Source organism: Pseudoalteromonas sp. Of11M-6 (assembly GCF_022347905.1).
Taxonomy (GTDB): domain Bacteria; phylum Pseudomonadota; class Gammaproteobacteria; order Enterobacterales; family Alteromonadaceae; genus Pseudoalteromonas.
Map to the genome: position 1 here is coordinate 1 of NZ_JAKRFW010000033.1, position 14250 is coordinate 14250.

The 14250-nt window shown below is 43.4% G+C and carries 12 protein-coding genes; 11 read left to right on the forward strand and 1 reads right to left on the reverse strand.

Annotated features, from left to right (window positions below; genetic code table 11):
* Positions 1-214 precede the first annotated feature (214 nt).
* The 6 genes from MHN32_RS15360 (at position 215) to MHN32_RS15390 (ending at position 3714) form a co-directional block, all read left to right on the forward strand.
* A complete protein-coding gene (locus tag MHN32_RS15360) occupies positions 215-904 on the forward strand; it encodes a GAD-like domain-containing protein (RefSeq protein ID WP_239422260.1) in 690 nt (229 codons plus the stop codon).
* Positions 905-1342: 438 nt separating this feature from the next.
* The gene (locus tag MHN32_RS15365) at positions 1343-1921 is read left to right on the forward strand and encodes an HNH/ENDO VII family nuclease (protein WP_239422261.1); all 579 of its coding nucleotides are present in this window, start codon (positions 1343-1345) and stop codon (positions 1919-1921) included.
* Positions 1922-1930: 9 nt separating this feature from the next.
* A complete protein-coding gene (locus MHN32_RS15370) occupies positions 1931-2383 on the forward strand; it encodes an SMI1/KNR4 family protein (protein WP_095728256.1) in 453 nt (150 codons plus the stop codon).
* Between the two features lie 335 nt (positions 2384-2718).
* Positions 2719-2865, forward strand: a complete 147-nt coding sequence (locus MHN32_RS15380) for a T6SS immunity protein Tdi1 domain-containing protein (protein ID WP_233525243.1) — start codon at positions 2719-2721, stop codon at positions 2863-2865.
* Positions 2866-3080: 215 nt separating this feature from the next.
* Positions 3081-3317 carry a hypothetical protein gene (locus tag MHN32_RS15385; protein ID WP_239422262.1) on the forward strand — a complete coding sequence of 79 codons (237 nt, stop codon included), beginning with the start codon at positions 3081-3083 and terminating at the stop codon, positions 3315-3317.
* A 136-nt stretch (positions 3318-3453) separates the two neighbouring features.
* Positions 3454-3714, forward strand: a complete 261-nt coding sequence (locus MHN32_RS15390) for a hypothetical protein (RefSeq protein WP_239422263.1) — start codon at positions 3454-3456, stop codon at positions 3712-3714.
* 782 nt (positions 3715-4496) lie between these two features.
* On the opposite strand, the gene MHN32_RS15395 is transcribed toward MHN32_RS15390, so the two are convergent.
* Positions 4497-5525: a DUF1570 domain-containing protein gene (locus MHN32_RS15395; protein ID WP_239422264.1), complete on the reverse strand. Its 1029-nt coding sequence runs from the start codon at positions 5523-5525 to the stop codon at positions 4497-4499.
* 319 nt (positions 5526-5844) lie between these two features.
* Here MHN32_RS15395 and MHN32_RS15400 point away from each other — a divergent pair, with 319 nt between their 5' ends.
* The 5 genes from MHN32_RS15400 to lpdA all read left to right on the forward strand — a co-directional run bounded on the left by MHN32_RS15400 (position 5845) and on the right by lpdA (position 14190).
* Positions 5845-6597 carry a transporter substrate-binding domain-containing protein gene (locus MHN32_RS15400; RefSeq protein ID WP_239422265.1) on the forward strand — a complete coding sequence of 251 codons (753 nt, stop codon included), beginning with the start codon at positions 5845-5847 and terminating at the stop codon, positions 6595-6597.
* Positions 6598-7163: 566 nt separating this feature from the next.
* Positions 7164-7913 carry a pyruvate dehydrogenase complex transcriptional repressor PdhR gene (gene pdhR, locus MHN32_RS15405; protein WP_010370324.1) on the forward strand — a complete coding sequence of 250 codons (750 nt, stop codon included), beginning with the start codon at positions 7164-7166 and terminating at the stop codon, positions 7911-7913.
* A 70-nt stretch (positions 7914-7983) separates the two neighbouring features.
* Positions 7984-10650 carry a pyruvate dehydrogenase (acetyl-transferring), homodimeric type gene (gene aceE, locus MHN32_RS15410; RefSeq protein ID WP_206471282.1) on the forward strand — a complete coding sequence of 889 codons (2667 nt, stop codon included), beginning with the start codon at positions 7984-7986 and terminating at the stop codon, positions 10648-10650.
* An 11-nt stretch (positions 10651-10661) separates the two neighbouring features.
* On the forward strand, positions 10662-12554 hold the full coding sequence (aceF, locus tag MHN32_RS15415; RefSeq protein ID WP_239422266.1) for a pyruvate dehydrogenase complex dihydrolipoyllysine-residue acetyltransferase: 1893 nt from the start codon (positions 10662-10664) through the stop codon (positions 12552-12554).
* A gap of 211 nt (positions 12555-12765) precedes the next feature.
* Positions 12766-14190: a dihydrolipoyl dehydrogenase gene (lpdA, locus tag MHN32_RS15420; RefSeq protein ID WP_010607389.1), complete on the forward strand. Its 1425-nt coding sequence runs from the start codon at positions 12766-12768 to the stop codon at positions 14188-14190.
* Positions 14191-14250: the final 60 nt, after the last annotated feature.

Consider the following 14250-nt stretch of genomic DNA (forward strand, 5'->3'; position numbering starts at 1 on the left):
TTGGTGTTTTGAATTAGTTTTAGTCGCTAATGTTCTAGAAATACCAAGAGAATCCTTAGAAGATAGTGTTTATGTTCCGGTTGATTTAATCAGATAAACCACCTCTACATAAAAATATTAATGGGGTCCTTTCAGATATGAGTATTGAGGCACAAAACACATTATTTACACTTAGTCCGAGTGAGTTAAATATACACCTACATAGGTGCAAATAATGAACAAGTTTTTTGACAATTTTTATAACTATAAAGGTTTTGGGCCGGCTATAAAGTCGATCCTACCAACCCCAGAGCAGCTACGATTCTACCAAGGCGTTTTACCTGACAACCTGCTTGAGTATTGGGAGAAGTACGGCTTTTGTGGTTGGGGAGATGGGCGTCTGTGGATAGTCAACCCAGCAGACTATCAAGATCTTTTGACTGAATGGTTGAAAGGAACTCAGTTCGAAATAATGCAAAATGAAGGCATCGATATTTTTTCTGTCATTGCGATAGATGCGTTTGGTAAGATGTGCATTTGGGGTAAAAACTCTGGTTACAGCTTAAAAATAACAAGTAACTATGGAATGATTTTTCCAATGTTTAATAATGAGTTTTATACTCAAAATGGAGCATCTAAATCACTAGATCTATTTTTTGCTACTCAAAGCCCAAAAGCTGAAATTGATCTAAAAGATCACAATGAACAGCCTCTTTTTGAACGTGCTGTCGAAAAGCTAGGCCCTCTTGAAAATGGAGAAATCTATGGCTTTGTGCCAGCTCTTGCCCTTGGTGGCGAACCTAAGCTTGAGAATCTCCAAAAGGTAAAAGCTACAGAACATTTGGCATTCCTAGCTGACCTTGGAGAGAAACGTGTTATGGCGGATATCGTTGCGCTATCTAACCAATTACCCCATAACCAATAGCACCTTTTTAAGTCTTTTAAATACATAGATGTTGCAAGGCTAGGTTCAATCGTCTTCCTAGCCTACATTTCTCACCACATTTCTTCTGCTGCTTTCATTTACATTTTTAATTAGAGAAACCACGGTAGCTAACTTTCAACTGCTTTATTGAGATGGTATGCAGTGGTAAGACAAAGTCACAAATAGAAGCCCAAGACGTATCATAACCATGGGCAAGGTTACCTTAAAAAAACCGGAGAATCCCTCTCCGCTGCGCTTGCTGTACTGCGGCTTTTTACCCAAAGAAAAGTCGGCAAAGGCGACCCAGTTAAATACCTAAGAAACATCAACTGGCAAGACCTAGGAAAACAATCCGCCACGGAAGTTAAAAACATCGTCAAAGGCCTGCAAGCCACGGTAAAACGCCTAGACGACGTCACCCCCAAAATCGACCAGCATATGCAACAAGCCGCCCAAGAAATCGGGCAGCGAGTTAATAAAGCACTGGATGAATATCAAGGCCAACCACCAATTCGAGGCGTTACCGACAAGCCCACCAAAGCCAAGGCCGATGAATTGGAGCCGCCAAAAGGGAATGAGCTGCCGGGGGGTGGAGCTGCAGTGAATGAGAAAATTTCCAGCTCAAACTACAAAAAATATACACCTAATATGGTCAATAATCGCAAAATGTATAAAAGCGATCTTGATTTTACGTCAGAAATACCAGCACATATTGATTCAAGTGTTCATAAGAGTATTAGAGCTAAAATTGAAAATGGTTGGTCAAATCTTGATTTAATGAAAAATGGGAATGCTCCGATAGGGAAGGATGGTAAGCAAATAAATTTGCATCACATTTTGGGACAAGAACCGAGCCCAATGGTTGAGCTTCTATCTTCAACTCATAAAAAACACCACAAAGCTTTACACGGTCTAATCGAAGATGGTAAAAGTTTTAGGAATAACCAATCACTCCAATATCAGTATGATAAATTTAAAAAAGAGTACTGGAAACTTAGAGCAAAAGATTTTGAGTAGGAAAGTTATATGAATAAATATAGTGAGTTAATTAAACAACTTGATTTGAGCGAACACGAAACCTTTTGGCAAGGTGCGGCTGACCTGAAAGAAATAGCTCTACTTGAAAAGTTAATTTCGATTAGGCTTCCACCTTCACTAGTGAGTTTTTTAAGAGAGTGTGGCGGCGGGGGAGTGATAGACTCAGAGATCTCTGGCATTGAAGATAATAATGCCAACTTAACGCACGGTGGGACGATATTAGGTGACACTCTAGATTGCAGGGGAGAATTTCAATTACCTAAGCATTTAGTTGTCATTTTTTATAAAGAAAATGAAATCTGTTGGTGCTTAGACTCTAATACCCAAGAGGAAGAATACAAACTGGTTAATTATAACTTATTTAAAAAACAAGTTGACGAGGTAATCTCGGACTCCTTCTTCTCATTCTTTTGTGAATATGTTGAGATTAGAACCTCGTAATTTTAATTATAATTAAGTCAAAAATACTGAGAGCTGCGCTTAGTAGTCACGGTGGGATCGCCTTTGTAAAAAGACTTTAACACCCAGCTCTTTTCTGATCTAATAACGCCCACATTATCACTATCTACTTGTTAATTATGTCGTTATTTAGCTAACTTTAACTTGTTGAAGATAAGCGTTCTTCCATCAACCAACATCATGCTCTTACTGATGTCTTGTTTCTTATCATTTCGGCGGTTTTATCTAATTGAGAAGGCTGGAAAGATACCGAAATATTTGGGCGCAGTAAACTACCATGACTCAGGCAGTTTGAAAATGGAGAAATCTATGGCTTTGTGCCAGCTCTTGCCCTTGCTGGCGAACCTAAGCTTGAGAATCTCCAAAAGGTAAAAGCCACGGAACATTTGGCATTCCTAGCTGACCTTGGAGAGAAGCGTGTTATGGCTGATATCGTTGCGCTATCTAACCAATTAACCCCATAACCAATAGCACTTTTTTAAGTCCTTTAAATACATAGATGTTGCAAGGCTAGGTTCAATCATCCTCCTAGCCTACATTTCTCATCAAATTTCTTTTGTTGCTTTCATGTACATTTTTAATTAGAGAAGCTGAGGTAGCTAACTTTCAACTGCTTTATTGAGATGGTATGCAGTGGTAAGACAAAGTCACAAATAGAAGCCCAAGACGTATCATAACCATGGACAAGGTTACCTTAAAAAATACCGGAGAATCCTTCTGTGCTGCGCTTGCTGTACTGCGGCTTTTTACCCAAAGAAAAGTCGGTAAAGGCGACCCAGTTAAATACCTAAGAGACATCAACTGGCAAGACCTAGGAAAACAATCCGCTACGGAAGTTAAAAACATCGTCAAAGGCCTGCGCGATTCACTCGATGACATGTCTACCAGTTGGCACTACGACCTACTGCTATGTTAGCCGGGAAAGAAATTTTTGAAGACCATGGAGAGGATGGGCTTTTTTATTACGACTTTTTAAAGTCCGAAATCAAGTTATAAACCATTTCTACGCAAAGGACAGCACATGACAGTTAGCATATACATCGTGCAATATTTTGTTCGATATATTTACCACAAAATTCAAGAGCCTTGGCTTAAGTGCCACACAAAATATCACCCTTAAGGCGGGTCGCAGCCATCGCAGTGTTATCCAAAGTGATATAAACCTCAAGGCAGACAACAATCTCACCATCACCGCCCAGGCTGGAAGTCAACTCATTCAAAGCCAAGGTAATATCACAGTAAAAGGCAGTGGCTCTGGCAACCTCACCCTTACAAGACGGTTGCACTATATCTGCTTAGGATTTGAGGATTGAGTGTGATGCCGGGGCGACGTTTTCTCGGTTCGCTCGATCACGTCGTTTAAAAAAATAAACGAGGAGCGCATGGATGCGTTTTGATATTAAACATGGAGGTTTATTTTGCTAACGGCTGATTGCTCGAAATTTATCGTGAAGTCAGCCTGTCCTTCTGGCAGGTTTCGAAGCCCATTCATGGGCTACGACTACCCGAAAAGTATAACTTCTCGGCGGGTAAACCGCCTCCCACAACGCTATTTACACTGTGAGGCTGGAGCCGCTTTTGAGCTTATAAACTACTCTATTGCTACTGAGAAAGTGGAAATTCCACAAGCAACTTTATTCCCCCTTCATCACACCCGAAAAGCATAAGTCGATATGCAATGTGCCGACAGGATGTCGACCAAGTCTTGTCTGGTACAGGGAGGTGCCTTACAAGACGGTTGCACTATATCGGCTTAGGATTTGAGGACTAAGTGTGATGTTGGGGCGACGTTTTCTTGGTTCGTTCTTTTTCGTCGTTTAAAAAGAATGAACGAGGAGCACATGGATGCGCTTTGATATTAAACATGGAGGTTTATTTTGCTAACGGCTGATTTCTCGAAATTTATCGTGAATTCAGCCCGTCCTCCTGACAGGTTTCGACGCCTATCCGTGGGCTACGACTACCCGAAAAGCACACTTCTCGGAGGGTGAACCGCCTCCCTACAAAACTATCTGCAATGCTAATTAGGAGGCTATGCTGATAGTTTTTTGTCATTGTTACAAACAGCTTAATTGCTATACCCTCACAGGGAGAGTTATTGCCATGCGCCACGTTGAATTTGGCGAGGTGTGTTACGCCATCCCTCAAATTGTGATTCGACGTTTTCATTAAAATTACGAAAGAGTAGCTCGATGTTTTGTGCAGGTACAATATTGCACGGGTTGCTGCTTTCTTGTCGTAAATACTCGAAAAAAGCGTTGCTGTTGTGCTCGACCATAAATCCGGTAAACAGGTAACTATTGGCATATAAGGTGGTACTTTGCATGGTTTGCCACTGATTTTCGCTATTGAATAGGGTGTTAATATCAAGCTTGGCAAAGCGCGATTTCAAAATCCCTTCTTTCGTTAACCAATCTTCGTCAGAGAGGTAAACTGAAAATTGACCTGTTTCGGTAATTCTTAGGTGCTCAAAATACTCGGCTAAGCCTTCCGTTACCCATCGAGGGGTTACGCCGAAATAGTAAAAAACGAGGGCGTGCACGGACTCATGAATGAGCGTTCTTAGCGTTTCTTCTTCAGTGCGACCGCCATTGATAAAGCCTTGGTTTTGAAACAAGAAGTACATGCCCAAGGTGCCAGCGGGCTCGGCATCGCGAGAGAGGATTAGCTCATTGTAGTCAGTGTCATTGGCGGCAATATGCATGTTCAACTGGATGGGAGATAAGGCTTTTTTGTGTGCTAACTGGTTAAAAAAGTGCTTAAACATCATATACACCACGTTGAGGGCTTGCTGCGCCTGATACTCAACATAAGGGCTCACGGGTTCACCCGTTAGATTAAGTTTAAAATTCTCAATGTCGTTGAATTGCGTTTGCAAGGAAAATACTTCGCGCTTTAGTGCTCCGCAGGTAGGTGTTGAGATACCGCTGAACATATTAACAATATCACTGTGCCCGTTTAGGTTATAAAAGGTTTTTTCTGGCATTTCAGGTAGCTGCTGTCTTGTTACTTTTGGTGGTGCAACCATTAGGTGAGGAGTGGTGTCTGGCTGACTTAAACGTTTTTCGGTATGGGTGTCTAGCTGTATGCCTAATTCAGTCAATAAAGGTTTGATAGACCTCATTGAGTTTGCTGCTGCACTTGGATAGATAAAATAAAGCGCAAACAATATCAGCGTGATGATAAGTAGTAGGACAAAGACCCGCCAAACCAAAGTGATATCCTTGTGTAATAAATGCCCAGAGACTCTGGTTATACTCGATTATCGGTAAACTTGGCAATGGGTAATTTGATTATCGGCTTACTCCCATGGCATTAAATAACATCTACTTTAGTGTGTCATAGCGTATCGTTTGCATTATTTGCCATTCTTTTTTCTACAACAATGTACCCATAATCTAATTCGTTGCCTATACTTTTTGAAAAAATAACAGAGCATACAGATGAAAGTAGTTTGGCCGTTGATTTTACTGTGTTGTGTGGGCGGGAGTGCGAGCGCGCTTGAGGCCCAGGTGAATATTACGACGGGGCAATGGCCGCCGTACTTAGATCAAGCGAAACAAGATCAAGGCTGTGTGGCTGCTGTGATCCGAGATGTCTTTGCGCTCTCTGATATCAAAGTCCGATTTTTATTTATGCCTTGGGAACGCGCCTATCAAGAGGGAATGAAGGCGGCTTACATTGGTAGTGCTTATTGGTATTACAGTGAGCAAAGGAGCAAAGACTATATTTACACTCAACACCCACTCACTGAAGAAACGGCACGCTTTTATCACCATCGAGATTTAGCGTTTACCTATACGAGTTACGCAGATCTCAAGCCATTTAGATTGTTGCTCAATCAAGGGTTAACTTATCCGCCTTCTCTGCTAGAGGCGATAGAGACGCTTGAAATCAAAACTTCATATGCCACGTATACCAGTAAAAATGTGGCACTGATCCTACGAAACCGTGCAGATATTATGATTATGGACGAAAAATCGGCGAAGTCCTATCAGCAGGAACTGCCTGCGGAAGAAGCGGAGTTATTAGCTGCGCAAGCGATCCCTGCTTTTATCCAAAAAGGCTATTTGCTTATCAATAAGCATCATAGTGAATATGTCGAGTTGTATAACGAAGGGCTTAAAAAACTATGGGCGGATGAAGACTATGTTGCTCAGTATCGTGCTCGCTGCTCTCGTGTGTTTACTGATTGATTGCTTTTTGGTTTTGCTAAAACCAAATAATGTCCTGATCCGTTGCGAAATCATTCATAAGTTAGAATCTAAATTTGTTTTTAATGTTTTTCATAGCCTGTTGGCTATTTTGACGGTATATAAAGCATAAAGAATGTTATTACACATAAAGCCTAATAAAGCCTAATAGTGTATTCAGTGGGATTTTAGAGTATGCTTTGCAGCCAACAATCGTAAAGACTATCTTGAATCGTCATTGGCTGCTTTAGATTTAGACTTGCCTTATCCAAACCGCCTTTCCAGCAGCTTGATTTAGCGTTAAATGGTATATGTCTATCTGGTCTGACCATTTAAATCACCTTTTAAATTTGCCCGATTCTTGGTTAAAGTTTATGCACGCCAACTGTTGTTTTTACACTCAGCTAATTATTGAATTGGGCTGAATTTTGACAGTTGTCATGGATTTTGATAACGTATTGTGCAAATTTGGTATGACCAATTTACCTATGAAGTTAATTCTTACCAAATTGATTAAAATAAGTCAGCGGTCTGGCTAGGTCACATCATAAAAAATTGGCGTTATTTCAATGTCTTTAAAGATTAAAGCAGCAAAATTATCCGACGTAATACTAGAACAGCTTGAGAATATGATCCTCGAGGGCTCGTTATTACCCGGTGCAAAGTTGCCGCCTGAGCGTGAACTAGCTAAGCAGTTTGAAGTGTCGCGTCCATCACTTCGTGAGGCTATCCAGAAATTGGAAGCTAAGGGGCTTGTTACCCGTCGGCAAGGTGGTGGCACGTATGTTAAAAATCAGCTAGAAGAAGGGCTGACTGATCCGTTATTTGACTTGATCAGTAAGCATCCAGAATCTCAGTTCGATTTACTTGAGTTTCGTCATGCATTAGAAGGCATCGCCGCCTACTATGCGGCACTCAGGGGCACAGAGAATGACTTTGCAAAGGTACAACAAAGCTTTGACAATATTGCAGAGATAGGTGATGACTTGATGCAAAAGGCAAGGGCAATTAATGCTTTTCACTTTGCCGTTGCAGAAGCGTCACATAACGTCGTCCTGCTTCATCTTGTAAAAGGGATGCAGTCACTGCTTGAGCAAAACGTGTTGCAAAACTTAACGGTCTTGGTGCAAAAATCAGACGTGAGTGAGCAGCTCGGTGAGCACAGAAAGTTGTTATTAGATGCGGTGATCAATGGTAACCCTGAACAAGCAAGACTTGCTAGTAACGCCCACTTAGCCTTTATCGAAGAAGCGTTATTAGAAGCCGGTAAAGAGCGTTCGCGAATAGAACGTTCACTGCGTAGAACAAAACAGCAGTAATCGGACTTGATTCAGTAAGAATTGGCACAAATAGAATAAATTCGTATTTTAAACATAAGGAACACTCCATATGTCTGAAGTCAATAAAATTGACGTAGACGCGCTAGAAACCCAAGAATGGTTACAGGCGCTTGAGTCGGTCGTAAAAGAAGAAGGCGTAGAGCGCGCTCAGTTCTTGTTAGAGCAAGTATTAGAGCAAGCGCGTCTTGATGGCGTAGATATGCCAACAGGCACTACGACTAACTATGTCAACACTATCCCAGCAGATCAAGAGCCTGCGTATCCAGGGGATGTGAACCTTGAGCGTCGTATTCGCTCTATCATCCGTTGGAATGCTATTATGATCGTACTTCGTGCTTCGAAGAAAGATCTTGAGCTGGGCGGGCATATGGCCTCTTACCAGTCGTCAGCTGCATTCTATGAAATGTGTTTCAACCACTTCTTCCGTGCACCAAACGAGAAAGACGGTGGTGACTTAGTGTATTACCAAGGCCACATCTCTCCGGGCATTTATGCTCGTGCATTTGTTGAAGGCCGCCTAAGCGCTGAGCAGCTAGATAACTTCCGTCAGGAAGTAGACGGTAACGGTATTTCTTCATACCCACACCCTAAGTTAATGCCTGAATTCTGGCAGTTCCCAACGGTTTCTATGGGTCTAGGTCCAATCGCGTCTATCTACCAAGCGCGTTTTCTTAAATACCTAGATGGCCGTGGTCTAAAAGATACGTCTGAGCAACGCGTTTACGCCTTCCTTGGTGATGGTGAAATGGACGAGCCAGAATCACGTGGTGCGATTTCTTTCGCTGCCCGTGAAAAACTAGACAACCTATGCTACCTAATCAACTGTAACCTACAGCGTCTTGACGGCCCAGTAATGGGTAACGGTAAGATCATCCAAGAACTAGAAGGCCTATTTAAAGGTGCTGGTTGGAACGTGATCAAAGTCGTTTGGGGTTCTGGTTGGGATAAGCTACTTGCCAAAGATACTACGGGTAAATTGCTGCAACTGATGAATGAAACAGTTGACGGTGATTACCAAACTTACAAAGCAAAAGATGGTGCCTTCGTACGTGAACACTTCTTCGGTCGTTACCCAGAAACAGCAGCGCTTGTTGCTGATATGACTGACGATGAAATCTTCGCGTTAAAGCGCGGTGGTCATGAGCCATCTAAACTATTCGCTGCATTTAAAGCGGCACAAGAAACCAAAGGTCGTCCAACTGTGATCTTAGCTAAAACTGTAAAAGGTTACGGCATGGGCGCTGCGGCTGAAGGCAAAAACATTGCTCACCAAGTTAAGAAAATGGACATGACACACGTAGCACACCTACGTTCACGTCTAGGCCTAGATGACTTGGTATCTGATGAGCAATTACAAGAGCTACCTTACTTGACGCTAGAAGAAGGGTCAAAAGAGCACGAATATCTACATGCTCGCCGTAACGCGCTTCACGGTTATACACCTAAGCGTTTACCTAACTTCACAGAAACGCTTACGCTACCTGAACTAGATGCATTTAAACCGCTTCTAGAAGAACAAAAGCGTGATATCTCAACCACAATGGCATACGTTCGTGCGCTTAATATCTTGTTAAAAGACAAGAATATCGGCAAGAGCATTGTTCCAATTATTGCTGATGAAGCACGTACCTTTGGTATGGAAGGTTTATTCCGTCAAATCGGTATTTACAACCCGCACGGCCAAAACTACAGCCCAGAAGACCGCGATATCGTTTCTTACTACAAAGAAGCAACGTCAGGTCAGGTACTACAAGAAGGTATCAATGAGCTAGGCGCGATGTCTTCATGGGTTGCTGCGGCAACGTCATATAGCACGAACGACTTACCAATGATCCCGTTCTATATCTACTACTCAATGTTTGGTTTCCAACGTGTAGGTGATATGGCGTGGATGGCGGGCGACCAACAAGCGCGTGGCTTCCTATTAGGGGCAACTGCCGGTCGTACAACGCTAAATGGTGAAGGTCTACAGCACGAAGATGGTCACTCACACATTCAAGCAGGTACAGTGCCTAACTGTATTTCTTACGACCCAACGTTTGCATTTGAAGTAGCCGTTATTCTACAAGATGGTATCCGTCGTATGTACGGTCCAGAGCAAGAGAACGTGTTCTACTACCTAACGCTCATGAACGAAAACTACCATATGCCAGCAATGCCTGAAGGCGCTGAAGAAGGTATTCGTAAGGGTATTTACAAGCTTGAAAGCTACACGGGCGACAAAGCACAGGTTCAGCTAATGGGCTCGGGTACTATTCTGAACGAAGTACGTAAAGCGGCGCAGATCCTAAGCGACGATTACGGTATCGGTTCAGACGTATTCTCTGTAACGTCTTTTAACGAGCTTGCTCGTGACGGTCAAGATGCAGAGCGTTTCAACATGCTTAACCCAGAAGCAGAGCAAAAAGTGGCTTATATCACCAGCGTACTTGGTGACGCGCCAGCAATTGCTGCTACGGATTACATGAAAAACTACGCTGATCAAGTACGTGCATTTATGCCAAGCGCATCTTACAAAGTACTTGGCACAGACGGTTACGGTCGTTCAGACAGCCGTGAAAACCTACGTCGTCACTTTGAAGTGAATGCCGGTTACGTGGTAGTTGCTGCACTTGGCGAGCTAGTTAAGCAAGGCAAAGTTGAAAAATCAGTAGTGACTGACGCTATCAAGAAATTTGATATCGACACCACCAAAACTAACCCACTTTACGCATAAGAGGACGAGTGATGGCAATCGAAATTCATGTTCCAGATATTGGTGCCGATGAGGTTGAAGTAACCGAGATCCTAGTAAGCGTAGGTGACACGGTTGCAGAAGAGCAATCGCTTATCACTGTTGAAGGCGACAAAGCATCAATGGAAGTACCTGCCTCTGTGGCGGGAACAGTTAAAGAAATCAAAATAGCGGAAGGCGATAAAGTATCGACTGGCTCTTTGATCATGGTTTTTGAAGCGGCAGGTGAAGAAGCACCGGCAGAGCAACCAGCAGAAGAAGCTAAGCCAGAAGCAAACGCCTCTGGCAAGACAGAAGTGAAAGAAGTTCACGTACCAGATATTGGTGGCGATGAAGTTGAAGTAACTGAAATCTTAGTAGCTGCGGGCGATGTTGTTGAAGAAGAGCAATCGCTTATCACGGTTGAAGGCGACAAGGCTTCAATGGAAGTACCAGCACCATTTGCAGGCACTATCAAAGAAGTGAAAATCAACGCGGGTGACAAAGTGTCAACCGGTTCATTGATCTTCATCTTCGAAGTGGCAGGTAGCGGTGATGCACCTGCGACTAACGAAGCTGCAGAAGCGCCTGCTCAAGAGCAAGCACCTGCTGCATCAGCTGAAAAAGAAGTGCATGTACCAGATATCGGTGGCGACGAAGTTGAAGTTACTGAAATCATGGTTGCTGTTGGCGACAGCGTTGAAGAAGAGCAATCGCTTATCACGGTTGAAGGCGACAAAGCCTCAATGGAAGTACCAGCTCCGTTTGCAGGTACGATTAAAGAGATCAAAGTCAATGCCGGCGACAAAGTATCAACGGGTTCTTTAATCTTCGTATTCGAAGTGAAAGGCGCGGCACCTGCACCTCAGGCAGCTGCTAAAACTGAAGCAAAACCAGCTCAGCCTGCGGCTTCAGCGGCAAAATCTGAAGCACCAAAAGCCTCTGCACAAAAAGATGATTTTGTGGCCAATGATCAGTATGCCCACGCATCACCTGTGGTACGTCGTTTAGCGCGTGAGTTTGGCGTTAACCTAGCTCGCGTTAAAGGTACAGGTCGTAAGAACCGTGTACTAAAAGAAGACGTACAAAACTACGTGAAAGAGCTGGTTAAGCAAGTTGAATCTGGTCAAATCGCAAAAGGTGGCAACACTGGCGGCGGTGAGCTAGGTCTTATTCCTTGGCCAAAAGTAGATTTCAGCAAGTTTGGTGAAATAGAAGAGAAGAAACTTTCTCGCATCAATAAGCTATCGGGTGCAAACCTTCATCGTAACTGGGTACAAATCCCACATGTTACGCAGTTTGACGAAGCAGATATCACAGAGCTTGAAGCGTTCCGTAAAGAACAGAATGTGCTAGCTGAGAAGAAGAAAATGGGTGTGAAGATCACGCCATTAGTATTCGTGATGAAAGCGGCTGCAAAAGCACTTGAAGAGTTCCCAACGTTTAACTCTTCACTATCTGAAGATGGTGAGAGCTTAATCTTGAAGAAATATGTTCACATCGGTATCGCGGTTGATACACCAAATGGTCTAGTGGTTCCTGTTGTTCGCGACGTGAACAAGAAAGGCATCATTGAGATATCACGCGAGTTGATGGAAATTTCTAAGAAAGCACGTGACGGTAAACTGACGTCTGCTGATATGCAGGGCGGCTGTTTCACTATCTCAAGCCTAGGCGGTATCGGCGGTACGGCGTTTACGCCAATCGTTAATGCTCCTGAAGTTGCGATTCTTGGTGTTTCTAAGTCAGACTTCAAACCGAAATGGAATGGTAAAGAGTTTGAGCCGCGCCTAATGGTGCCGCTAAGCTGTTCATACGACCATCGTGTCATTGACGGCGCACTAGCAGCTCGCTTTACTGTGACACTTGCAAACTACTTAAGCGATATTCGCCAGCTAGTAATGTAAGAATAGAAACCGCATGACTTAGGTGATGCGGTTTTCTTGTATTTTATTGTTCCGCTTGATAATTAGGCGGGACAATAGAGAGTGTGAATGATACACTTTCGAGCAATAATAACTCTCTCTGCCCTGTGCCCCGAATCGGGTGTTTGGCAGGCACTTTGGGTCGGCTACTCTCGACGAGTAAACCCGTTCAAATAACAGTTAAGGTAATAACATGAGCAACGAAATCAAAACTCAAGTTGTTGTACTAGGCGGTGGTCCTGGTGGTTACTCTGCAGCATTCCGTGCAGCAGACTTAGGTTTAGACGTTACACTAATCGAATCTCGCGACACGCTAGGTGGTGTGTGCTTGAACGTTGGTTGTATCCCTTCAAAAGCCCTTCTTCACGTTGCAAAGGTAATTGACGATGCAGCAGAAATGGCTTCTCACGGTGTTTCTTTCGGTGCTCCACAAATTGACCTAGACAAAATCCGTTCATGGAAAGAGTCTGTGATCGGTCAACTTACAGGTGGTCTTGGCGGAATGGCTAAGATGCGTAAAGTAACTGTAGTTAACGGCTACGGTAAGTTCACAGGTTCTAACACTATCGCTGTTGAAGGTGCTGACGGTGCAAAAACAGTGACCTTTGATAACGCAATCATTGCAGCGGGTTCTCAGCCTGTAAGCCTACCTTTCATTCCTGAAGACGAGCGTATCATCGACTCTACAGGTGCACTTGAGCTTAAAGACGTGCCTGAAAAGCTACTTGTGCTAGGTGGTGGTATCATTGGTCTTGAGATGGGTACTGTTTACCGTTCACTAGGTTCAGCGATTGACGTAGTTGAGTTTGCTGATCAACTAGTACCAGCGGCTGACAAAGACGTTATCAAGATTTACCAAAAGTACGTTAAAGACAAGTTTAACGTGATGCTTTCTACTAAAGTTGTTGCTGTTGAAGCGAAAGAAGACGGTATCTACGTATCTTTCGAAGGCAAGCAAGCACCAGAAGGCCAAGTTCGTTATGACAAAGTACTAGTTGCTGTTGGTCGTACACCAAATGGTAAGCTAATCGACGCTGACAAAGCGGGCGTAAATGTTGATGAGCGTGGCTTTATCAGCACTGACAAGCAAATGAAAACCAACGTTGATCACATCTTCGCTATCGGTGACATCGTAGGTCAACCTATGCTTGCACACAAAGCGGTTCATGAAGGTCACGTTGCTGCTGAAGTTATCTCTGGTAAGAAGCATTACTTCGATCCTAAGTGTATTCCTTCAATTGCATATACAGATCCAGAAATCGCTTGGGTTGGTGTGACTGAGAAAGAAGCAAAAGAGCAAGGTCTAAGCATTGAAACTGCGGTATTCCCGTGGGCTGCTTCTGGTCGTGCAATCGCTTCTGCACGTACTGAAGGTTCTACTAAGCTTATCTTTGATAAAGAGTCAGGTCGTGTGATCGGTGGTGCTATGGTTGGTATCAATGCAGGTGAAATGCTTGGTGAAATTGGCCTAGCAGTAGAGATGGGTGCTGACGGTGAAGACCTAGCGCTTACTATCCACGCTCACCCAACGTTGAACGAGTCAATCGGTCTAGCTGCTGAAATCTTCGAAGGTTCAATCACTGACCTTCCAAACAAAAAAGCAGTGAAGAAAAAGTAAGTTTTTCTGAGCTTTCAAAAACCCAGCCTTGTGCTGGGTTTTTTTGTTTTTGGGACCCTA

Bases quoted from the DNA above. Each gene is read 5' to 3' on its own strand.
- MHN32_RS15360 (WP_239422260.1), top strand. From the start codon at position 215: ATGAACAAGTTTTTTGACAATTTTTATAACTATAAAGGTTTTGGGCCG.
- MHN32_RS15365 (WP_239422261.1), top strand. From the start codon at position 1,343: ATGCAACAAGCCGCCCAAGAAATCGGGCAGCGAGTTAATAAAGCACTG.
- MHN32_RS15370 (WP_095728256.1), top strand. From the start codon at position 1,931: ATGAATAAATATAGTGAGTTAATTAAACAACTTGATTTGAGCGAACAC.
- MHN32_RS15385 (WP_239422262.1), top strand. From the start codon at position 3,081: ATGGACAAGGTTACCTTAAAAAATACCGGAGAATCCTTCTGTGCTGCG.
- MHN32_RS15395 (WP_239422264.1), bottom strand. From the start codon at position 5,525: ATGAGGTCTATCAAACCTTTATTGACTGAATTAGGCATACAGCTAGAC.
- MHN32_RS15400 (WP_239422265.1), top strand. From the start codon at position 5,845: ATGAAAGTAGTTTGGCCGTTGATTTTACTGTGTTGTGTGGGCGGGAGT.
- pdhR (WP_010370324.1), top strand. From the start codon at position 7,164: ATGTCTTTAAAGATTAAAGCAGCAAAATTATCCGACGTAATACTAGAA.
- aceE (WP_206471282.1), top strand. From the start codon at position 7,984: ATGTCTGAAGTCAATAAAATTGACGTAGACGCGCTAGAAACCCAAGAA.
- aceF (WP_239422266.1), top strand. From the start codon at position 10,662: ATGGCAATCGAAATTCATGTTCCAGATATTGGTGCCGATGAGGTTGAA.
- lpdA (WP_010607389.1), top strand. From the start codon at position 12,766: ATGAGCAACGAAATCAAAACTCAAGTTGTTGTACTAGGCGGTGGTCCT.